The 20,828-nt window shown below is 68.0% G+C and carries 15 protein-coding genes; 7 read left to right on the top strand and 8 right to left on the bottom strand.

Annotation, left to right across the window (positions count from 1 at the left end; genetic code table 11):
* Nucleotides 1-56: 56 nt before the first annotated feature.
* Nucleotides 57-2,060 (bottom strand): bifunctional tRNA (5-methylaminomethyl-2-thiouridine)(34)-methyltransferase MnmC2/FAD-dependent 5-carboxymethylaminomethyl-2-thiouridine(34) oxidoreductase MnmC1, encoded by a 2,004-nt coding sequence (mnmC, locus tag D7325_RS12355; RefSeq protein WP_120996079.1) that lies wholly within the window; start codon nucleotides 2,058-2,060, stop codon nucleotides 57-59.
* A 76-nt stretch (nucleotides 2,061-2,136) separates the two neighbouring features.
* On the opposite strand from mnmC, the gene pap reads away from it, so the two are divergent.
* From pap to D7325_RS12330, 3 genes are all read left to right on the top strand, one after another.
* Complete coding sequence (pap, locus tag D7325_RS12350) at nucleotides 2,137-3,621, top strand: polyphosphate:AMP phosphotransferase (RefSeq protein WP_120996077.1); 1,485 nt, start codon at nucleotides 2,137-2,139, stop codon at nucleotides 3,619-3,621.
* Nucleotides 3,622-3,726: 105 nt separating this feature from the next.
* Complete coding sequence (locus tag D7325_RS12345; RefSeq protein WP_120996075.1) at nucleotides 3,727-4,911, top strand: thiolase family protein; 1,185 nt, start codon at nucleotides 3,727-3,729, stop codon at nucleotides 4,909-4,911.
* Between the two features lie 2,117 nt (nucleotides 4,912-7,028).
* The gene (locus D7325_RS12330; RefSeq protein WP_120996071.1) at nucleotides 7,029-7,910 is read left to right on the top strand and encodes an EamA family transporter; all 882 of its coding nucleotides are present in this window, start codon (nucleotides 7,029-7,031) and stop codon (nucleotides 7,908-7,910) included.
* On the opposite strand, the gene D7325_RS12325 is transcribed toward D7325_RS12330, so the two are convergent.
* Complete coding sequence (locus tag D7325_RS12325; protein ID WP_120996069.1) at nucleotides 7,884-8,915, bottom strand: LacI family DNA-binding transcriptional regulator; 1,032 nt, start codon at nucleotides 8,913-8,915, stop codon at nucleotides 7,884-7,886. The two genes, D7325_RS12330 and D7325_RS12325, sit on opposite strands and share 27 nt — an antisense overlap.
* Nucleotides 8,916-9,033: 118 nt before the next feature.
* On the opposite strand from D7325_RS12325, the gene D7325_RS12320 reads away from it, so the two are divergent.
* From D7325_RS12320 to D7325_RS12305, 4 genes are all read left to right on the top strand, one after another.
* Nucleotides 9,034-9,630 (top strand): NAD(P)H-dependent oxidoreductase, encoded by a 597-nt coding sequence (locus tag D7325_RS12320; protein ID WP_120996067.1) that lies wholly within the window; start codon nucleotides 9,034-9,036, stop codon nucleotides 9,628-9,630.
* Between the two features lie 181 nt (nucleotides 9,631-9,811).
* On the top strand, nucleotides 9,812-10,993 hold the full coding sequence (locus tag D7325_RS12315) for a Gfo/Idh/MocA family protein (protein ID WP_120996065.1): 1,182 nt from the start codon (nucleotides 9,812-9,814) through the stop codon (nucleotides 10,991-10,993).
* Between the two features lie 21 nt (nucleotides 10,994-11,014).
* A complete protein-coding gene (locus D7325_RS12310) occupies nucleotides 11,015-12,097 on the top strand; it encodes a sugar phosphate isomerase/epimerase family protein (protein ID WP_120996063.1) in 1,083 nt (360 codons plus the stop codon).
* 53 nt (nucleotides 12,098-12,150) lie between these two features.
* On the top strand, nucleotides 12,151-13,389 hold the full coding sequence (locus D7325_RS12305; protein WP_120996061.1) for a nucleoside permease: 1,239 nt from the start codon (nucleotides 12,151-12,153) through the stop codon (nucleotides 13,387-13,389).
* A 66-nt stretch (nucleotides 13,390-13,455) separates the two neighbouring features.
* On the opposite strand, the gene wrbA is transcribed toward D7325_RS12305, so the two are convergent.
* From wrbA to D7325_RS12275, 6 genes are all read right to left on the bottom strand, one after another.
* On the bottom strand, nucleotides 13,456-14,055 hold the full coding sequence (gene wrbA / locus D7325_RS12300) for an NAD(P)H:quinone oxidoreductase (RefSeq protein ID WP_120996059.1): 600 nt from the start codon (nucleotides 14,053-14,055) through the stop codon (nucleotides 13,456-13,458).
* Nucleotides 14,056-14,169: 114 nt separating this feature from the next.
* The gene (locus D7325_RS12295) at nucleotides 14,170-14,598 is read right to left on the bottom strand and encodes a MerR family transcriptional regulator (RefSeq protein ID WP_120996057.1); all 429 of its coding nucleotides are present in this window, start codon (nucleotides 14,596-14,598) and stop codon (nucleotides 14,170-14,172) included.
* Between the two features lie 88 nt (nucleotides 14,599-14,686).
* Nucleotides 14,687-15,607: a hydroxymethylglutaryl-CoA lyase gene (locus D7325_RS12290; RefSeq protein ID WP_120996055.1), complete on the bottom strand. Its 921-nt coding sequence runs from the start codon at nucleotides 15,605-15,607 to the stop codon at nucleotides 14,687-14,689.
* Nucleotides 15,608-15,855: 248 nt separating this feature from the next.
* On the bottom strand, nucleotides 15,856-17,922 hold the full coding sequence (locus tag D7325_RS12285) for an acetyl/propionyl/methylcrotonyl-CoA carboxylase subunit alpha (protein ID WP_120996053.1): 2,067 nt from the start codon (nucleotides 17,920-17,922) through the stop codon (nucleotides 15,856-15,858).
* 226 nt (nucleotides 17,923-18,148) lie between these two features.
* A complete protein-coding gene (locus D7325_RS12280; RefSeq protein ID WP_120996051.1) occupies nucleotides 18,149-18,949 on the bottom strand; it encodes a gamma-carboxygeranoyl-CoA hydratase in 801 nt (266 codons plus the stop codon).
* A 162-nt stretch (nucleotides 18,950-19,111) separates the two neighbouring features.
* A complete protein-coding gene (locus D7325_RS12275; protein ID WP_120996049.1) occupies nucleotides 19,112-20,719 on the bottom strand; it encodes a carboxyl transferase domain-containing protein in 1,608 nt (535 codons plus the stop codon).
* Nucleotides 20,720-20,828: the final 109 nt, after the last annotated feature.

Raw genomic sequence — 20,828 nt, 5'->3', positions numbered from 1 at the left:
TTTCGGTACAGGCGTCACGATACGGGGGAAGCGTGCATTGCGCGACCTTATTGCCGCTATGCCGGGCCGGCCTGCGGCGCAGGCGTACCGCGGACGACCTGGCGCAGCAGGAACCGATTGGGGTGGCAGGCCTGGGCGACGGCGCGTGGCAAGGGCAAGGGTTCGTCCTCGATCCAGGCGGCCACCAGCTCGGCGGCGAGCGGTGCGGTAATCAGCCCTCGGGAGCCGTGCGCGGCGTTGACGTACAGCCCCGGCCGCCAGGGGCAGGGCGTGTCGGGTCGCAGGCGGGCGTCCTTGCCCAGCGCGGCGTAGCGATCGGCGAAGGCCGAAGCGTCGGCCAGCGGGCCGACCAGCGGTAGGTAGTCGGGTGTGGTGCAACGATAGGCGGCGCGCCCCTCGAGGCTGTCGGCGTTCAGATTCGCCACTTCGAGCCGTGCATGCAGGTCGGGGGAAATAGCGGCCAGCAGATCGAGATTGGAGCGGTGCTCCTCGGCGCGGAGCGACAGATCGGTCGCCGCGAAATCGAAGCTCGCGCCCAGCGTATGCTCGGTGCCGCGTACCGGTGCGACGTACCCTTCGGCGCACAGCACCGTGCACAGCGACTGGCTGGCCGCGGTGGCCGGCACCTGCGTGATCTGCCCGCGAATGCGCTTGAGCGGCAGGCCGGCGGTCTGCTCGAAATGCGTGATGTCCGCTGCACCGGCCAGCACCACGACCGGCGCGCGGCCGAGCACCTGGCCGTCACCCTGCGCTTCCCATTCGTCATCGATGCGCCGCAGCCTGATCGCCTCGCGGTGGGTGACCTGCGTGATGCCCGGTTGGCTCGCCAGCCAGCGGCACAGCGCCGGCGGATGCAGCCAGCCGGCGTCCGGGAAGAACAGCCCGCCGCTGTCGAGCCCTACGCCCGCCAGCGCCTGGGCCTCGGCACGATCGACCGCGCGCAGCAGATCGGCCGGATAGGCCGCGGCGAGCTGCGCCTGGCGCGCCTGCTCGCGCTCATCGAAGGCCAGCTGCAACACACCGCAGGCATCCCAGTCGGCGCCGCGCTGAAGGCGCTCCAGCAGGCGCCGGGTATGGCCGAACCCGGCAACCACGAGTTGCGAGAGCGCCGTCCCGTGCGCGGAGAGCTTGAGGTAGAGCACGCCCTGCGGGTTGCCCGATCCTTCCTGCGCAACCTCGGCATGGCGCTCGATCAGACTCACCTGCCAGCCACGGGCGGCCAGGCTCGCAGCGGTCGCGCAGCCGGCCAGCCCGGCGCCGATCACCAGGGCGCGGCGATCGGCGGCGGGCTTCGGCGGACGGGCATACCAGGGGTCGACCGGTGTTTGCGCGCTACCGATATAGCGCCCTCGGAGGATCTCACGCTTGTGCCCGAACCCCGGCACCCGTGCCATGTCGAAACCGGCCTCGATCAGCCCTCGGCGGACGAACCCGGCGCTGGTGAAGGTGCCGAGCGTGGCGCCCGGCGCGGACAGTCGCGCCAGCTCGGCGAACAGCGCGGGCTGCCACATGTCGGGGTTTTTGGCGGGCGCGAAACCGTCGAGAAACCAGGCGTCGACGGAGGCATCGAGTGTCGGCAGCGTGTCCAGCACGTCGCCGATCAGCAGGGTCAGCGTCACCCGGCCGCCGTCGAACACCAGCCGCTGAAAACCGGGATGGATCGCACGGTACTGACCGAGCAACGCGGCCGCCTGCTCGGCGAGGCTCGGCCACAGGCGCAAGGCGCGGGCGAGGTCATCGCGGGTCAGCGGGTGTTTCTCGACGCTGACGAAATGCAGCCGCGCGCCGCTCGGTGCGGTACTGGCGAACAGCGACCAGGCGCAGAGAAAGTTGAGGCCGGTTCCGAAACCCGTCTCGCCGATGACCAGTCGCTCCTGCTCGCCAAGCGCGGCGAAGCGGCGTTCGAGGTCGTTCTGCGCCAGAAAGACATGGCGCGTTTCCTCCAGACCCGACGCGCGCGAGAAGTACACGTCGCCGTAGCGGCGCGACTGCGGCTGGCCGTGCGCGTCCCAGTCGAGCGCGGCGGGCTGGAATTCGGAAGGGGCGGGGCGGTCGGACATCCAGAGCGGTCCTGTTGCGAAAAGAACGGCATTCTATCCGACCGCCCAGCCGCCCGACCCGCGTGAGGAGTTGCCGATGTTCGAAACCGCTCAGATTGGCCATGCCGTCGACAAGGACACCTACGAGGCCGAGGAACCCGCCCTGCGTCAGGCCCTGCTGGAGGCCCAGCACCAGCTCAGGGAGCAGGCGCGCTTTCCAGTGTTGCTGCTGATCAACGGCGTGGAAGGCGCGGGCAAAGGCGAGACGGTCAAGCTGCTCAGCGAGTGGATGGACCCCCGGCTGATCCGCGTCGAAAGCTTCGACGTGCTGACCGACGAAGAGCAGGCCCATCCGCCGGCGTGGCGCTACTGGCGCAAATTGCCGCCCAAGGGCCGCATGGGCGTGTTCTTCGGCAACTGGTACAGCCAGATGCTGCAGGACCGTCTGCACGAGCGCATCGACGACGACGACCTGGAGCATGCGGTCGACCGGGCGCTGCGCATGGAAAAGATGCTGACCGACGAAGGGGTGCTGATCTTCAAGTTCTGGTTTCACCTGTCCAAGCCGCAGATGCAGGCGCGGCTGGATTCGCTCAAGGACGACCCGTTGCACAGCTGGCGCATCAGCCCGCTGGACTGGCAACAATCGGAGACCTACGACAGCTTCGTCCGCCACGGCGAACACGTGCTGCGGCGCAGCAGCCGCGATCATGCGCCCTGGTACGTCATCGAGGGCGCGGACGAGCGCTACCGCAACCTGGCCGTCGGCCGCATCCTGCTCGATGGCCTCCAGGCCGCCTTGCGTGGCGCGCCGTGCGAGGTCGCGCCGCCGCACAGCGCGCCCGTCGCCGCCAGCCTGGACGGGCGCAACCTGCTCGACACGCTTGACCTGTCGCAGCGCCTGTCCAAGGGCGACTACAAGCAGCAGCTGCTGGAAGAGCAGGCCCGGCTGTCGCAACTGATGCGCGAAAAGGCGCTGCGCGAGCGGGCGGTTCTGGCGGTGTTCGAAGGCCACGACGCGGCCGGCAAGGGGGGCGCGATTCGCCGCGTCACCGCCGCGCTCGACCCGCGCATGTACCGGACCGTGCCGGTCTCGGCGCCCAGCGAGGACGAGCGCGCCCAGCCCTGGCTCTGGCGCTTCTGGCGCAACGTGCCCGAGCGCGGCAACTTCACCATCTTCGATCGCTCCTGGTACGGCCGCGTGCTGGTCGAGCGAGTCGAGGGCTTCTGCACGCCGGCCGAATGGCTGCGCGCCTACGACGAGATCAACGACTTCGAAGAGCAACTGATCGAGGCCGGCACCGTGGTCGTCAAGTTCTGGCTGTCGATCGACCCGGACGAGCAGCTCGAGCGCTTCAAGGCGCGCGAGGACGATCCGCTCAAGCGCTTCAAGATCACCGACGAGGACTGGCGCAACCGCGAGAGGCTCGGCGACTACAACCTGGCGGTGAACGACATGGTCGCGCGCACCAGCACGGCCATCGCGCCCTGGACGCTGGTCGAGGCCAACGACAAGCGCTTCGCGCGGGTCAAGATCCTGCGCACGCTGAACGACGCGCTCCAGGCCGCCTGCGACGAATGACGCTGCCATGGGCTGACATATCCCCGCTGAATGGTCGTCGCCGCCCCGATTTTCGCGGGCCTATCATCGACGCATCGTCCACTCGAACAAGAACCGAGGTGTGCCATGCGTGAAGTGGTAATCGTCGACAGCGTACGGACCGGCCTGGCCAAGTCCTTCCGCGGCAAGTTCAACATGACCCGTCCCGATGACATGGCGGCCCATTGCGTCGATGCGCTGCTGTCGCGCAATGACCTGGACCCGGCGCTGGTCGAGGACTGCATCGTCGGTGCGGGCTCCAACGAAGGCGCGCAAGGCCACAACATCGGCCGCAACGTCGCCGTGCTGTCGCGCCTGGGCATCCAGACCGCCGGCATGACGCTCAACCGCTTCTGCTCGTCCGGCCTGCAATCGATCGCCATCGCCGCGAACCAGATCGCATCGGGCTGCAGCGACGTGATCGTCGCCGGCGGGGTCGAGTCGATCACCCTCACCGCCAAGAGCCGCAACAGCGAAAACCTCGTCAACCCGGTGCTGCAGGAGCGCGTCCCCGGCATCTACCACAGCATGGGCCAGACCGCCGAGCTGGTCGCCCGCCGCTACAACATCAGCCGCGAATACCAGGACCAGTATTCCGTGCAGAGCCAGCAGCGCACCGCGCGGGCACAGGCCGAAGGCCTGTTCGCCGACGAAATCGTGCCGATGAACGTGCGCTACCTGGTCGAAGACAAGGCCACCGGCGAGAAGAAAATCCTCGAAGGCGTGGTCGACCGCGACGACTGCAATCGCCCGGACACCACCCTCGAAAGCCTCGCCGGCCTCAAGCCTGCGTTCTCGGAAGACGGCTCGGTGACCGCCGGCAACGCCTCGCAACTGTCCGACGGCGCCTCGATGACGCTGGTGATGAGCCTGGAGAAGGCGCTCGAGCTGGGCCTCACCCCCAAGGCGTTCTTCCGCGGCTTCACCGTGGCCGGCTGCGAGCCCGAGGAGATGGGCATCGGCCCGGTATTCGCCGTGCCGCGCCTGCTCCAGGCCCGCGGCCTGAGTGTCGCCGACATCGACCTGTGGGAGCTGAACGAAGCCTTCGCGTCGCAGTGCCTGTACTGCCGCGACACGCTCGGCATCGACAACGAGAAGTACAACGTCAACGGCGGCTCGATCTCGATCGGCCACCCGTTCGGCATGACCGGCTCACGCACCGCCGGCCACCTAGTCCGCGAACTGCAGCGCCGCAACCTACGCTACGGTGTCGTGACCATGTGCGTGGGCGGCGGGATGGGCGCGGCGGGGTTGTTCGAGGCGTATCGCTGATCGATTCCGTTGAGAAGAGCCCACTTCGGTGGGCTTTTTGCTTTTTGCTTTTTGGGTTTTGGTTGGGGCTGGAGCGATCAGCGTTTCTTGGCCCGGACGCAGGCTGCACCCTGCACGGCGCTGAGGCTTTGGAGGAACTGTAGGAGCCCGCTTGCGGGCGAAGCTTTTGTCTTTTGGCTTCACGATCGGGCCTTTCGAACGCCGCACTTTCCTCGGCCCGGACGACAGGTTGCGCCCTGCACGGCGCGTCACTTTCTCTTGTCTCGCCAAGAGAAAGTAACCAAAGAGAAGGCGACCCCTGCATCCGGCCCCGGCTTCGCCGGGGTCCCCTCGCTCCGGTGCCGCTCCAGGGGCACGCCACGAAGGGCCATCCATGGCCCTCGCGGCTCTCGCGGCATCCCTGCCGCTCAACCCCCTCCACGACACCTGCGCTCGGCCTGCTGACGGGGCGAGGGGTGTGGCCTGATGGTTCTGGTTGGGAAAAGCCGGAAAGCGAAGCAGAAAAGCAGAAAAGCAGAAACCGAGCTGTTGTGGTCTCGAGCGGAAGGCAACCGTAGGGTGCATTCGCGAAGCAATGCACCGATTCGCATCGGCGGCGTTCTGTTGTGCCTTGCATGGCGCGAAATGTTTTTGTAGGAGCCCGCTTGCGGGCGAAGCTTTTGTCTTTTGGCTTTGCGGGTCTGGGGTTTTAGGCGCCGCGCTTTCCTCGGCCCGGCCTACAGCTTGCGCCCTGCACGGCGCGTCACTTTCTCTTGTCTCGCCAAGAGAAAGTAACCAAAGAGAAGGCGACCCCTGCATCCGGCCCCGGCTTCGCCGGGGTTCCCTCGCTCCGGTGCCGTTCCAGGGGCACGCCACGAAGGGCCATCCATGGCCCTCGCGGCTCTCGCGGCATCCCTGCCGCTCGACCCCCTCCACGACACCTGCGCTCGGCCTTCTGATGGGGCGAGTGGTGTGGGCTGATGGTTTTGGTGTGTAAAGCGAGAGAAGCAAGGCAGAAAGGCAAAGCAGGAAGCAAAGCTGTTGTGGTCTCGAACACGAGACAACCGTAGGGCGCATTCACGAAGCAATGCACCGGTTTGGCATCGGCGGCGTTCTGTTGTCTTGCACGGCGCAAAATGTTTTTTGTAGGAGCCCGCTTGCGGGCGATGCTCTTGCTTTTTGGCTTAGTGATCTGGAGTTTCGAACGCTGCGCTTTCCTCGGCCCGGACGACAGGTTTGTTGTGGCTCAATGATTCTGGACACCCCGATAGGGCGCTAAGCTTCGCCCAGCCACACGGTGTTTACATGACCAGAAGATCATTCAGTACAGATTTCAAATTGGCGGTGATGCAGCAATCACCGAACCGTCAGCCACCGCTTGCACGGCGGTGAACCCTTTACCTGGCTGCCCCATGTTGTGCCCAACCGGCGCGTGCTCAGGCTTTTGATTCACTTGCACCTCACTCCCAGACCACTCGAACCAACCCCCTTTCATCCGGCCGAACGCAGGCGTTGCGCAGGGGGACGCGAGGCAGGACGCAGAGCGAGGCGCGGCGGGACAAGGATGTCCCGTCGGGACGCGCCCCCGGAGCGGCGCCGGAGTGAGGGCAGTCTGGCTGCGCAGCAGTCAGACCCGGATGACGGGGCGCGTTTTCTTTTGCTTACTTTTCTTTGCCGCGCGGCAAAGAAAAGTGAGGCGCCGTGCAAGGCGCAACCTGTCGTCCGGGCCGAGGAAAGTGCTGCGCCCGAAACGCCTGCGCGAGACGCCGTGAAAACAAAAGCAAGAGCATCGCCCGCAAGCGGGCTCCTACAGGCTCCGCGCAAGGCGCAACCTGTAGTTCGGCCCGAGGAAAGTGCTGCGCCCGAAACACCTGCGCGAGACGCCGAGGAAACAAAAGCAAGAGCATGCCCGCAAGCGGGCTCCTACAGACGTCGTGCCAGGCGCAATCTGGAGGGCGGGCCGAGAAAGTGCGGTGTACGAAACGTCCGACGTGTAGTTGGGCGCCCGGCGAAGGGAAACAGGGCATCTACCGACTCATCCCCCCGCTGTACGGCCAAATTTCCCCACCGCTGTATCGCATGACGCCCCCACCGCAGGTGCCTAATGGCACGTCCAGCCACAGGAGGGAGGCATCCCCGTGACACCGAAGGATCTCGCGCTGGCCCTGGTGGTGATCGTCGCCTGGGGCCTGAACTTCGTCGTCATCAAGGTCGGGCTCGATGGTCTGCCGCCAATGCTGCTCGGTGCGCTGCGCTTTACCCTGGCGGCGCTGCCGGCGGTGTTCTTCGTGCGTCGCCCGGCGGTGCCGTGGCGTTGGTTGCTGGCCTACGGCATGACGATTTCGGTCGGCCAGTTCGCCTTCCTGTTCTATGCCATGTCGGTCGGCATGCCGGCTGGTCTGGCGTCGCTGGTGCTGCAAGCGCAGGCCTTCTTCACGCTGCTGTTTGCGGTGCCGATGCTCGGCGAGCGCTTCCAGCCGGCGCACCTGGTCGGTCTATTGGTCGCGGCGTGCGGGCTGGCGTTGATCGCGGCGCAGAGCGGCGACCATGCGATGACGCTGGCCGGCTTCTTCTTCACGTTGTGCGCGGCCTCGATGTGGGCGATGGGCAACGTGATCACCCGTCGGATCGGCAAGGTCAACTTGGTGGGGCTGGTCGTCTGGGGCAGCCTGGTGCCGCCGATTCCGTTCCTGCTGCTGTCGCTCGGCCTGGAAGGCCCGGTGCTCATCGCGGCCTCGCTGCGCAGCATTTCGCTCGATTCGATCCTGGCGCTGGTGTACCTGGCGTTCGTCGCGACGCTGCTCGGCTACGGGCTCTGGAGCCGCTTGCTGTCGCGCTATCCGGCCAACCAGGTGGCGCCGTTCTCGCTGCTGGTGCCCGTGGTGGGCATCAGCGCGTCGTCGGTCCTGCTCGGCGAGCGGCTTGGCCCGCTGCAATATGCCGGCGCGGCGCTGGTGATGCTCGGCCTGCTGGTGAACCTCTACGGCGGCTGGCTATGGGGTCGGTTGCGGCTGGCCTGAGCCGGTCGGGGCGGGGGCGGTGCTGCCGCGCACGATCAGGTCGTAGGGCAGTACCACATGCGGCTCGGGCAGCGTCCGGTCTTCGAAGAGGGCGACGAGCATGCCCACCGCGCGACGACCGAATTCCTCCGCGGGCTGGGCGATGGTGGTCAGCGGCGGCTCGCAGTAGGCGGCGAAGGGGATGTCGTCGAAGCCCGCCACCGAGAGGTCTTGCGGCACCCGCAAACCGGCCTGGCGGATGCGCTGGATCGCGCCGATCGCCATTTCGTCGTTTTCGCAGAAGATCGCGGTCGGTCGATCCGGCAGCGCGAGCAGGTCGCCGGCCGCCTGGTAGCCGGCCTGGAGCGTGAAGTTGCCGCGGCACAGCAGCGCCGGGTCGGGTGCGATGCCGGCCGCCTGCATCGCGTCTTCGTAGCCGGCGATGCGTTCGCGCGTCAGCGGGCTGCCCTGCGGCCCCTTGATCAGCCCGATGCGGCGATGGCCGAGTGCGAGCAGGTGCTCGGTCATGGCGCGCGCGGCGGCGCGGTTGTCGAGGCGCACGGTGGGGCAGGGCGGCGCATCGAGCACTTCGCAGGCATTGACCATCGGCGGCGGGGCCTGGCCGTCGGCGCAGGCCTTCTCGAACGGGTTGAACGCGCGCAGCTGGATCACGCCGTCGGCCTGGTGCGCATGGACGAGCTCGGCGTAGGCGGTCTCGACCTCTTCGCGGCCGAGGGTGTCGCACAGCAGCACGCGGTAATCGAAGGCCTGGGCGGCCTCCTGGATACCGCTGATCACGCGCGCGAAGAACACGTTGGCAATGACCGGCACCAGCACCACCAGGTTGCGCGTGCGACGAGAACGAAACTGCACGGCCATCAGGTTGGGTCGATAGCCCGCCCGCTCGACGGCCGCCAGCACGCGGTCGCGCGTCTCGGGCGATACGACTTCCGGCGTCTTCAAGGTGCGCGAGACGGTCGCCACGGACACGCCCGCGAGTTCGGCGACCTTGCGAATGTTCGGCATAACCCCTCGTCATCGAGCCCGGCCGCAGGTTGGCGGGGCGGCGGCTAGAGTACCCCAGCGTCGGCGCAGCGACTAAGGTTGCGCCCGCGCCGCTGATTACCGAACGGAGAAACGCTCCATGCGCTGCCTTGTCGTGACCGCCCACCCCTTGCCGAACAGCCTGTGCGCCTCGCTGCGCGATCGGGTGGTGGAGACGCTGCATGCGGCTGGGCACGAGGTGGCGACCGAAGACCTGTACGCCGAGCGCTTCGATCCGGCCTTGAGCCCGGCCGAGCGGGGCGCTTACTACGCGGGTGGCTTCCCGATCGACGCGATCGCCGATCAGGTCGAGCGACTGCTCGCCGCCGAGGCGATCGTGCTGGTGTTCCCGACCTGGTGGTTTGGCTTTCCGGCCATGCTCAAGGGGTGGTTCGATCGCGTCTGGGCGCCGGGCGTCGCCTACGACCATGCCGACGACTACGGCCCGATCCGTCCGCGGTTGCATGGCCTGCGTCAGGTGCTGGTCGTGACCACCCTCGGCTCGCCCTGGTGGGTCGACCGGCTGCTGCTGCGCCAGCCCGTCAGGCGCGTGCTGGGCACGGCCATCCTCGGCACCTGCGCGCCGCGCTGTCGCCTGCGCCTGTGTTCGCTCTACCGCAGCGAGCGGTTGGGTTCGGCACAGGTGGAGCGCTTTGCCCGCCGGGTCGAGGCACAGCTGCGGCGCTGGCCGGTTTGATCGCCGTTACCGCCCGCGCCGATACCGTTCTGCTGATTTGACACCGTCGGATGCGCTGCTAGATTGCATGGCAATGTAACCGGTTACATTGCGGCAGTATGAGCCGGTTCGCTTCAAGCAGGCGGCAGACGACATGACGAATCGAAAGAGATGAAGAGATGAAAGGCAGAGGCAACGCACGATGGCAGAGATAGGCAAGCGCGTACGGCTGGGCATGATCGGTGGCGGGGAGGGCGCCTTCATCGGGCAGGTCCACCGCCAGGCCGCCGCGCTCGATGGCCATCTCGAACTGGTCTGCGGCGCCTTCAGCCGCGATGGGCAGAACAACCTGAGGACGGGCGAGGCGCTGCACCTCGACCCGTCGCGGACCTATGCCTCCTGGCAGGCCTTGATCGAGGGCGAGCGGGCGTTGCCCGCCGGGCAGCGGATGGAGGTGCTGGCCATCGTCACGCCCAACCACCTGCATGCGCCGATTGCCGAGGCCGCGCTGGCGGCCGGCTTTCACGTGTTCAGCGAGAAGCCGGCGGCCCTGTCGCTGGCCGAAGTACGCGGCCTGGCGAAAACCCTGGCCGGCACCGATCGCCTGTATGGCCTGGCCCACAGCTACCAGGGCTATCCGATGGTCTGGCAGGCGCGCGAGATGGTCCGCGCCGGTGCGATCGGGCGCCTGCGCAAGCTGTGGGTCGAGTACCCGCAGGGCTGGCTCAGCCAGGACCTCGCCGCCGAAGGCAACAAGCAGGCGAGCTGGCGCGGCGCGCCGGAGCAGGCGGGGCCGAGCGGCTGCATGGGAGACATCGGCGTGCATGCCTTCACCTTGGCCGAGTTCGTCAGCGGGCAACGGCTCGAGCGGGTGTGCGCCAGCCTCGGCACCCACGTCGCCGGTCGGCAGCTCGACGATGACGGCGCGGTGCTGTTCCGCACGGATGGCGGCGCCAGCGGGTTGCTCGTCGCCAGCCAGGTGTGTGCCGGCGAGGAAAACGCCCTGAAGCTGCGCCTGTACGGCGACGAGGGCGGGCTCGAATGGCGGCAGGAGGAGCCGAACAGCCTGATCCACCGTCCGCTCGGCGAGCCCATGCGCGTGCTGCGCGCCGGCGTCGACCGGCACGGGCTGTGCGACGCGGCGCGCCGTCGGCTGCGGCTGCCGGCGGGCCACCCGGAGGGTTACCTCGAGGCGCTGGCGAACCTGTACGTCGACTTCGCGCGGGCCGTCCGCTCGGGCGCGACGGGTCACGACGCACCCGGCGTGCCGGGCATCGACGCCGGCCTGCGGGCGATGGCCTTCATCGAAACCATCCTCGAGAACGACCGCGTCGACCGGAAGTGGACGCCGCTGGTCGTCGATGGCACGCAGCCCCCGGACTGATCGCACGAGAAAGGAGTGACCATGCAGCGACCTTCACCACGCCGTATCCAGGGCCCGGGCCTGTTCCTCGCGCAGTTCCTCGGCGACGAGGCGCCCTTCGACACGCTGCCGAACATCGCCCGCTGGGCGGCTTCGCTCGGCTACCGCGGCATCCAGGTGCCGACGCTCGGCACGCAATGCCTGGACCTGGCGCGCGCGGCCGAGAGCCAGACCTATTGCGATGAACTCAAGGGTCAGTGCGCCGAAGCGGGCGTCGAGATCAGCGAGCTGTCGACGCACCTGCAAGGCCAGCTGGTGGCGGTGCACCCGGCGTTCGACGGGCTGTTCGATGACTTCGCCCCCGCCGCGCTGCGCGGACGACCCAGGGCGCGGACCGAATGGGCGATCGAGCAGTTGAAGCTGGCGGCGAGGGCCAGCCAGCGCTTGGGATTGCGCGCCCATGCGACCTTCTCCGGCGCGCTGCTCTGGCCCTACGTCTACCCCTGGCCGCAGCGGCCGCAGGGGTTGGTGGAGGAAGGCTTCGCCGAACTGGCGCGCCGCTGGCGGCCGATTCTCGATGCCTTCGACGAGGCGGGCGTGGACCTCTGCTTCGAAATTCACCCCGGCGAGGACCTGCACGACGGCGCCTCGTTCGAGCGCTTTCTCGAGGTGGTCGATGACCATCCGCGCGCCAACATCCTGTACGACCCGAGCCACCTGCTGCTCCAGCAGCTCGATTACCTGGGCTTCATCGACCGTTACCACGGGCGCATTCGCATGTTCCATGTGAAGGACGCCGAGTTCCGGCCGGATGCGCGCTCCGGCGTCTATGGCGGCTATCAGGGCTGGGCCGAGCGCGCCGGGCGCTTTCGTTCGCTGGGTGACGGGCAGATCGATTTCGGCCAGATCTTCAGCAAGCTGACCCAGTACGGCTTCGACGGCTGGGCGGTGCTGGAGTGGGAGTGCTGCCTGAAGGACGGGGCACAGGGCGCCGCCGAAGGGGCGCCGTTCATCGAGCGTCACCTGATCCAGCCGGCCACGCGTGCGTTCGATGATTTTGCCGGCACCGCCGCCAGCCCCGAGCGCAACCGGCGACTGCTGGGGCTGGATGATCCGGGCCGCTGAGCAGGACTGGCGGCCACCGTGCAAACAACCGTGCAAACAACAAGGACAAGACCATGAGCACACTCAACGCGCGACTGAGCCTGATGATGTTCCTCGAGTTCTTCATCTGGGGCGGCTGGTTCGTCACCCTGGGCACCTTTCTCGGCGCCACGCTGGGCGCCTCCGGCAGCGAGATCGGCATGGCCTTCGCGACCCAGTCGTGGGGAGCCATCCTGGCGCCGTTCGTCATCGGCCTGATCGCCGATCGCTACTTCAATGCCGAACGCATCCTGGCGATCCTCCACCTGGTCGGCGCGGTGTTGCTGTACCAGCTCTACCGTGCCGAGGACTTCGCAGCGTTCTACCCCTACGTGCTCGGCTACATGATCGTCTACATGCCGACGCTGGCGCTGGTGAACGCCGTGGCGTTCCGGCAGATGCGCGATCCGGCGCTGGAGTTCTCGCGCATCCGCGTCTGGGGCACGGTGGGCTGGATCGTCGCCGGGCTGGTGATCAGCTTCCTGTTCGGCTGGGATTCGCAGGCCGCCATCGCCGAGGGAGCGCTGCGCAACACCTTCCTGATGTGCGCGATCGCCTCGGCGCTGCTCGGGTTGTACAGCTTCAGCCTGCCGCGCACGCCACCGCTGGCGCAGCGTGGATCGGGCGGGCTCAAGACCCTGCTCGGGCTGGATGCGCTGGCGCTCTTGAAAGACCGCAGCTTCGCGATCTTCTTTTTCGCCTCGGTGCTGATCTGCATTCCGCTGGCCTTCTACTACCAGAACGCCAACCCCTTCCTGGCGGAGATCGGCGTGGAGAACCCGACCGGCATGATGACGCTGGGACAGGTGTCCGAGGTGCTCTTCATGCTGGCGCTGCCGCTGTTCATCCGGCGCTTCGGCATCAAGAAGACGCTGTTGCTGGGCATGCTCGCCTGGGCGATTCGCTATGCGCTGTTCGCCTACGGCAACGGCGGCGAGCTGCTGTTCATGCTCATCGTCGGCATCGCCCTGCATGGCATCTGCTACGACTTTTTCTTCGTGTCGGGACAGATCTACACCGATGCCAAGGCTGGCGAGACCTTCAAGGGCTCGGCGCAGGGGCTGATCACGCTGGCGACCTACGGCGTCGGGATGCTGATCGGCTTCTGGGTGGCGGGGCGGGTCACCGATCACTTCGCCACGGCGACCGGCCATGACTGGCAGGGCATCTGGCTGTTCCCGGCGGTGTTCGCGCTCGGTGTGCTGGTGGCGTTCCTGCTCGCCTTCAAGAACCCGCGCGAGGTGAAGCTGCCGGCCGAGGCCAAGCTCACCTGATCCGGCACGGTCGAACAGGCGGAGAAAAGGGCGCCGCGCACAGGCGGGCGCAGGCGCCCTGGCGGATCAGTCGAACAGCTTGTTCGCCGTCTTGGCGATCAACTCGCCCTGGAACCGCGCACCCTCCAGCTCGGTTTCGCTCGGCTGGCGCGAGCCATCGTTGTCGGCGAGCGTCGTGGCGCCATAGGGCGCGCCGCCGACCACTTCCTTCACGCCCATCTGACCCTGGAAGCTGTAGGGCAGGCCGACGATGGTCATGCCGAAGTGCAGCAGGTTGGTGATGATCGAGAACAGGGTGGTTTCCTGCCCGCCGTGCTGGCTGGCGGTCGAGGTGAAGGCGCCGCCCACCTTGCCGTTCAGCGCGCCGCGCGCCCAGAGCCCGCCGGCCTGGTCGAGGAAGGCCGCCATCTGGCTGCTGATGCGTCCGAAGCGCGTGCCGGTGCCGATGACGATGGCGTCGTACTGCTCGAGGTCAGCGACCTGCGCGATCGGCGCCGCCTGATCGAGCTTGAAGTGCGCGTTGCGGGCGATCTCTTCGGGCACTGTTTCGGGCACGCGTTTGATGTCGACGGTGGCGCCGGTGCGGCGGGCGCCTTCGGCGACGGCCTCGGCCATCTTCTCGATATGTCCATAGGACGAGTAGTACAGAACCAGAACCTTAGCCATGTGCATCTCCTCGGTGCGTGCCGCTGGGCGGCGTTGCGGGTTGGAGCGTCACCGTCGCACAGGCGTTCCGGTCGATGGCACGAGGATTTCGACCAAAGCGTTCGAGTGAGCCGATCAATCCGTTGCGTCGGTGGCAGCCGGCAGCGTCTCGGGGCGGGCGTTGGTTTCGTCGAGCGCGGCGCGGCAGCGCTCTTCGGCGGTGTCCAGTTCGAGCTGCATCTGGCGGATGTCGAGCAGCTGCTGTTCGAGTTGCAGACGGCGCTCGGCGATCATGTCGAGCATGTGCTGGAGCTGCTTGCGGTTGCCGGCGCGCGGGTCGTAGAGCCCGATCAGCGACTTGCACTCAGCCAGCGAAAAGCCCAGCCGCTTGCCGCGCAGGATGAGCTTGAGCACGACGCGATCCTTGGGCGTGTAGATGCGCTCCTGCCCGCGCCGGGTCGGGGCGAGCATGCCCTGTTCCTCGTAGAAGCGAATGGTGCGCGTGGTGACATCCAGCTCCTGGGCGAGATCGGAAATGCTGTAGGTCTGCGTGGGCGTCGGCATGTCGGCTGCTCTCGAACGGGCTTCAGAAACGGGCGGTAGGAAACGACTATCAGGAGACGGGCGGTAGGAACCGCGGCGGGCGGCAAGGCTACTGCTTCGTCGCGAGCAGTGCACGGCCCACGCGCGAGCCGTTGGGCCGGCCGAGCAGGTCGCTGATCCTCTGCCCGGCGCTGGCCAGCGCAGGCAGGTCGATACCGGTTTCGATGCCCAGGCCTTGCAGCAGGTAGAGGACGTCTTCGCTCGCGACATTGCCGGTCGCCCCCTTGGCGTAGGGGCAGCCGCCCAGGCCGGCGACCGAGGCGTCGAATACCGCGACACCCTCCAGCAGGCTCGCGTAGACGTTGGCCAGCGCCTGCCCGTAGGTGTCGTGATAGTGCCCGGCCAGGCGCTCGCGCGGGACCTCGCGGGCGACGCGATCGATCAGCGCGCGCGTCTTGCCGGGCGTGCCGGTGCCGATGGTGTCGCCGAGCGAGACCTCGTAGCAGCCCATGGCATCCAGCGCGCGCGCCACCGAGGCGACGCGCGCGGGGTCGATCTCGCCATCGTACGGGCAGCCCAGCACGCAGGAGATGTAGCCGCGCACCCGCACGCCCTGCTGCTGCGCCGCTGCCATGACCGGCTCGAACCGCGCGAGGCTCTCGGCAATCGAGCAATTGATGTTCTTCTGCGAGAACGCCTCGGACGCCGCGGCGAACACCGCGACCTCCTGAACGCCGGCTTCCAACGCTGCTTCCAGGCCCTTGAGGTTCGGCGTCAGCGCGCTGTAGACGACGCCCGGCCGCCGTTCGATCCGTGCGAACACTTCGGCCGAACCGGCCATCTGCGGCACCCACTTGGGCGAGACGAAGCTGCCGGCTTCGACATGACGCACGCCCGCGGCGGCCAGCGCCTCGATCAGCCGCACCTTGTCCTCGACGGAGATCGGCTGTTTCTCGTTCTGCAAGCCGTCGCGCGGGCCGACTTCGACGAGGCGGACGTGGGATGGGAGCGGGGTGGTGTCGGTGTTCATCGGGCGGATTCCGTGATCAGGGGTGAGTCGCCGGGGCGGCGACGTGTCGGTGGAAAAGCGCTGGGCGTGTCTTCCACCCCAGGGTTGGGTGGGCGTTCAGGGCTGCATGGAAATGCTTCATCGGATGGCTCCGGTCGGTCATGCCGCTCAGGTGGACGATGCGCGGCCTCGACCACCGCTTGCCTCGGGCGGTGGAGGCCGCTGCACCGGTTTCCATCGACGGCTGGGCTGGCGTGCATGGCGGCCTGTCAGGCCTCCAGTTCCACCAGCGCCGTGCCCTCGCTCACCATGTCGCCGTCACGCCCATAGACGGCCTTGACGACACCGGCCTGCGGGGCGCGGATGCTGTGTTCCATCTTCATCGCCTCGAGCACGACCAGCGCGGCGCCCGCCTCGACCTGCTGGCCGACCTCCACCAGCACGCGAACGATGCAGCCGTTCATGGGCGCGGTCAGCCCGCCCTGATGGCTGTGGCTGGCCTCGACCTCGGCGATCGGGTCGAAGGCGGTCACCGCCAGCCATTCGCCGTGCCATTGCACGTGCAGGGTGTCGCCCTGGCGGATGGCGTTCAGCGGGCGCCGGACGGTGTCGCCGGTGGGTTGATCGCCAGCAAGCTGGCTCCTACAGGGCGCGGTGTCCGGCCCTGGTGCAGCGGTGTGGCCAACGTCGCCATCGCCCTGATCCAACGCCGGCGCATCAGCGCTTTTGTAGGAGCGAGCTTGCTCGCGATCCGGTGGGCACGAGTCCCCAGCCATACCGGCTCCTCGCGGCGAAAGCGTCACCACCCGCGAGGTCCCGTTGCAGCTGAGGTGCAGACGGGTGTGCGCCGGCATACCGAGCCGCAAGCCGTCGCGGCGTTGCCACGGGGCCTGTGGGTCGTCTGGCCGGATGCGCGCGGGTTCGGTGGCCAGAAAGCGCTCGGCGGCCAGCTGCCAGAAGGCCTCGGGCAGGTCGGCGGCGGGCGGCAGCAGGTCCTGCTCGTGGCGCGGAATGAAGCCCGTATCCAGCTCCGCCGCGGCGAAGGCGGGGTGCGCCAGCACGCGCCGCAGGAAGGCCAGGTTGGTTCGCACGCCGCCTACGGCGGTCTCGTCGAGCATCGACAGCAGCCGCAGTCGGGCCTCTTCGCGGTTGTCGCCCCAGGCCACCAGCTTGGCGAGCATCGGATCGTAGAAGGGCGACACCGCATCGCCTTCGCACACGCCACTGTCCGTGCGCCGGCCCGGTCCGGGCGCCGCCTCGCGATATAGCTGCAAGGTGCCGGTCGCCGGCAGGAAGCCGTTGTCCGGGTCTTCGGCATACAGCCGGACTTCGATCGCATGGCCGATCAGCGGCACCTGCTCCTGCGTGATCGGCAGGGCTTCTCCGCGCGCGACCCGAATCTGCCAGGCCACGAGGTCGAGCCCGGTGATCGCCTCGGTCACTGGGTGCTCGACCTGCAAGCGCGTGTTCATCTCCATGAAGAAGAAGTCGCCGCGCTCGTCCAGCAGGAACTCGACGGTGCCGGCGCCGACGTAGCCGATCGCCTGCGCGGCCTTGACCGCCGCTTCGCCCATCGCCCGTCGCCGATCGGCCGAAAGCCCCGGCGCCGGCGCTTCCTCGACGACCTTCTGGTGACGGCGCTGGATGGAGCAGTCCCGCTCGTTGAGGTAGAGGCAATGCCCGTGGCGATCGGCGAAGACCTGGATCTCGACATGGCGCGGTTTGAGCACGTACTTCTCGACCAGCATGCGCGGGTCGCCGAAGGCCGATTGCGCCTCGCGCTGCGCCGAGGCCAGCGCTTCGGCGAGGTCGGCTTCGCGCTCGACCACCTTCATGCCCTTGCCGCCGCCGCCGGCCGCCGCCTTGAGCAGCACCGGATAGCCGATGCGCTCGGCCGCCGCGCGGAAGGTGTCGATGTCCTGCGCTTCGCCGTGGTAGCCGGGGACCAGCGGCACGCCGGCGGCTTCCATCAGGGCCTTGGCGGCGGACTTGCTGCCCATCGCCTCGATGGCCGATGCCGGTGGGCCGAGGAAGATCAGCCCGGCCTGCTCGACGGCGCGGGCGAACCCGGCGTTCTCGGACAGAAAGCCGTACCCGGGATGGATCGCCTGCGCGCCGCTCGCCTCGGCGGCGGCAATGATGCGGTCGATCCGCAGGTAACTGTCCGCCGGCTTGGCACCGCCGAGATCGACGGCCAGATCCGCCTCGCGGACATGCCGGGCGTTGCGGTCGATCGCGCTGTGCACGGCCACGGTGGTCAGCCCCAGCACCTTGGCGGTACGCATCACACGGCAGGCGATCTCGCCACGGTTGGCAACCAGCAGGGTGGTGATCATGCGGCGTGCTCCTTCAGGAAGGCATCGGGAAGGGGCGTGGCCCCGGCTGTCTCGGCGTAGACGCGATGGCGTTCGGGTGGAGTCGTCGTGCCGTGTTCCAGATGGCGGCGACGGGCAATGTCGACGGGGGCGTGGCTCCGTGCTGCGCGCGGGCTGCTTCCCTTCGTGGTTGCGGGCGTTGGCACGGGGCGCGCTGCGGGAGAGCGCTGGCATGCTGCAGGCCTGTTCATGCGTCGCCCTCCTGCCAGCCGGGCTTGCGCTTGTCGAGGAAGGCGCGCAGGCCTTCCTGACCTTCGGGGCTCACGCGGACGCGGGCGATGGCACCCTCGGTATAGCGGCGCAGGGCGGGCGTGAGGGCGCCGCTGCCGACCTCGCGGAACAGGTCCTTGGTGGCCTGCATCGCCTTGGGACCGCTGAGCAGCAGCGTGTCGACCCAGCCGGCGAGTGCGTCCTCCAGCACGTCGGCGGCATAGGCTTCGGCCAGCAGACCCAGCGCGCGGGCACGCTCGCCGTCGAAGCGTTCCGCGGTCAGCGCATAACGCCGCGCGGCCCGCTCGCCGATCGCCTGGACCACGAACGGGCTGATCACCGCCGGGATCAGCCCGAGGCGAACCTCCGACAGCGAAAACTGCGCATCGGACGCGCCGATCGCCATGTCGCAGCAGGCGATCAGGCCCAGCGCACCGCCGAATGCGGCGCCCTGCACGACCGCCAGTGTCGGCAGCTTGAGGTGGTAGAGCGCGTGCATCAGCTCGGCCAGCTCGCGGGCGTCCTGCAGGTTCGCCGCGAAGTCCAGCGCCGCCGCTTGCTGCATCCAGGCGAGGTCGGCGCCGGCGGAGAAATGCCGCCCACGGCCGCGAAGGATGACGAACCGCAGCGACGGGTCGGCCTGCAACGCATCCATCGCCAGGATCAGCTCGCGGATCATCTCGGCGTTGAAGGCGTTGTTCTTCTCCGGGCGGTTCAGCCAGAGCGTGGCGAAGCCGCGCGGGTCCTTATCCAGTTGGAGGGTGGTGAAATCAGTCATCGAACACTCCTGTGCCGCGGGGCGAGCGTTGGTACGAGCGAGGCGCCGAGATCGCCAGCACGCCGGTGCCTGCTGAAGGACGGAAGCCTGGAGGCCGCGCTACAGGCGCGACGTGGCGCTGGCAAGCGAACGCGGCGAACCGTCGGATTGGCGATCGCATGGTCACATCCTGAACACGCCGAAGCGGGTCGGCTCGATCGGCGCGTTGAGGCTGGCCGAGAGCGCCAGCGCCAGTACGTCGCGGGTTTGCGCGGGGTCGATCACGCCGTCGTCCCACAGCCGGGCACTGGCGTAGTACGGGTGGGCCTGGCGCTCGTACTGCTCGACGATGGGCTGCCGCAGGCGGCTTTCGTCCTCGTCGGAAAAGGCCTCGCCGGCCCGTTCGGCCTGCTCGCGCTTGACCTGCACCAGCACGCCGGCCGCTTGCTGCGCGCCCATCACGCCGATGCGCGCGTTGGGCCACATCCACAGGAAGCGCGGATCGTAGGCGCGGCCGCACATGCCGTAGTTGCCCGCGCCGAAGCTGCCGCCGATGACGACCGTGAACTTGGGCACCTGGGCGCAGGCCACCGCCGTGACCAGCTTGGCGCCATGCTTGGCGATGCCGCCGGCCTCGTATTTCTGCCCGACCATGAAACCGGTGATGTTCTGCAGGAACAGCAGCGGAATGCCGCGCTGGCAGGCCAGTTCGACGAAATGGGCGCCTTTCTGCGCCGCTTCGGCAAACAGGATGCCGTTGTTGGCGAGGATGGCGATCGGGTAGCCGTGCAGGTGGGCGAAGCCGCAGACCAGCGTGGTGCCGTACAGCGCCTTGAACTCGTCGAAGGCCGAATCGTCGACCAGCCGGGCGATCACCTCGCGCACATCGAAGGGCTGCTTGGCGTCGGCCGGGATCACGCCGTACAGCTCGTCGGCCGGGTAACGCGGCGGCCGGGGCGCCAGGCGTTGCAGCTCACCGCATTTGCGCCAGTTGAGATTGGCCACGCAGCGGCGGGCGAGGGCGAGGGCGTGCTCGTCGTTTTCGGCGTAGTGATCGGCCACGCCGCTGGTCTTGCAGTGCACGTCGGCGCCGCCCAGCTCTTCGGCCGTGACCACCTCGCCGGTGGCGGCCTTCACCAGCGGCGGCCCGGCCAGAAAGATGGTCGCCTGGTTGCGCACCATGATGGTTTCGTCGGCCATCGCCGGCACGTAGGCGCCGCCCGCCGTGCAGGAGCCCATGACCACGGCGATCTGCGCGATGCCGGCGGCGCTCATGGTCGCCTGGTTGAAGAAGATGCGACCGAAGTGCTCGCGATCCGGGAAGACCTCGTCCTGGCGCGGCAGGTTGGCGCCGCCCGAATCCACCAGATAGATGCAGGGCAACCGGTTCTCGCGGGCGATGGCCTGGGCGCGCAGGTGTTTCTTCACGGTGAGCGGGTAATAGCTGCCGCCTTTCACCGTGGCGTCGTTGGCGATGATCATGCATTCGACGCCTTCGACGCGGCCGATGCCGGCGATCAGTCCGGCGGCTGGCACGTCCTCGCCATACACCTCGTACGCCGCCAGCGCGCCGACCTCGAGGAAGGGCGAGCCGCTGTCGAGCAGCGTGTCGATGCGCTCGCGTGGCAGCAGCTTGCCGCGCGCGGTATGGCGCTGCTGGGCTTTTTCGCCGCCGCCTTCGCGGATTCGCGCCAGCAGTGCATGCAGATCGTCGACCTGCGCCTGCATCGCGTCGCGGTTGACGGCGTAGTCGAGCGAGCGGGGGTTGAGCTGGGTGTTGAGGATGGCCATTGCGCGGTTTCCACCTGTATGTGCCTTCGTGGAAAAGGCCGTTGGCCGTTTTCCACCCTACGCCGGGACGAGCGCTCTGTAGGGTTGGGCTTCAGCCCACCGGCGCACG

The organism is Stutzerimonas urumqiensis (genome assembly GCF_003640395.1).
In the GTDB taxonomy this organism is placed as follows: domain Bacteria; phylum Pseudomonadota; class Gammaproteobacteria; order Pseudomonadales; family Pseudomonadaceae; genus Stutzerimonas; species Stutzerimonas urumqiensis.
Note: the sequence above shows the minus strand (reverse complement) of the source record. Positions and strands in the feature narration are given on the sequence as shown.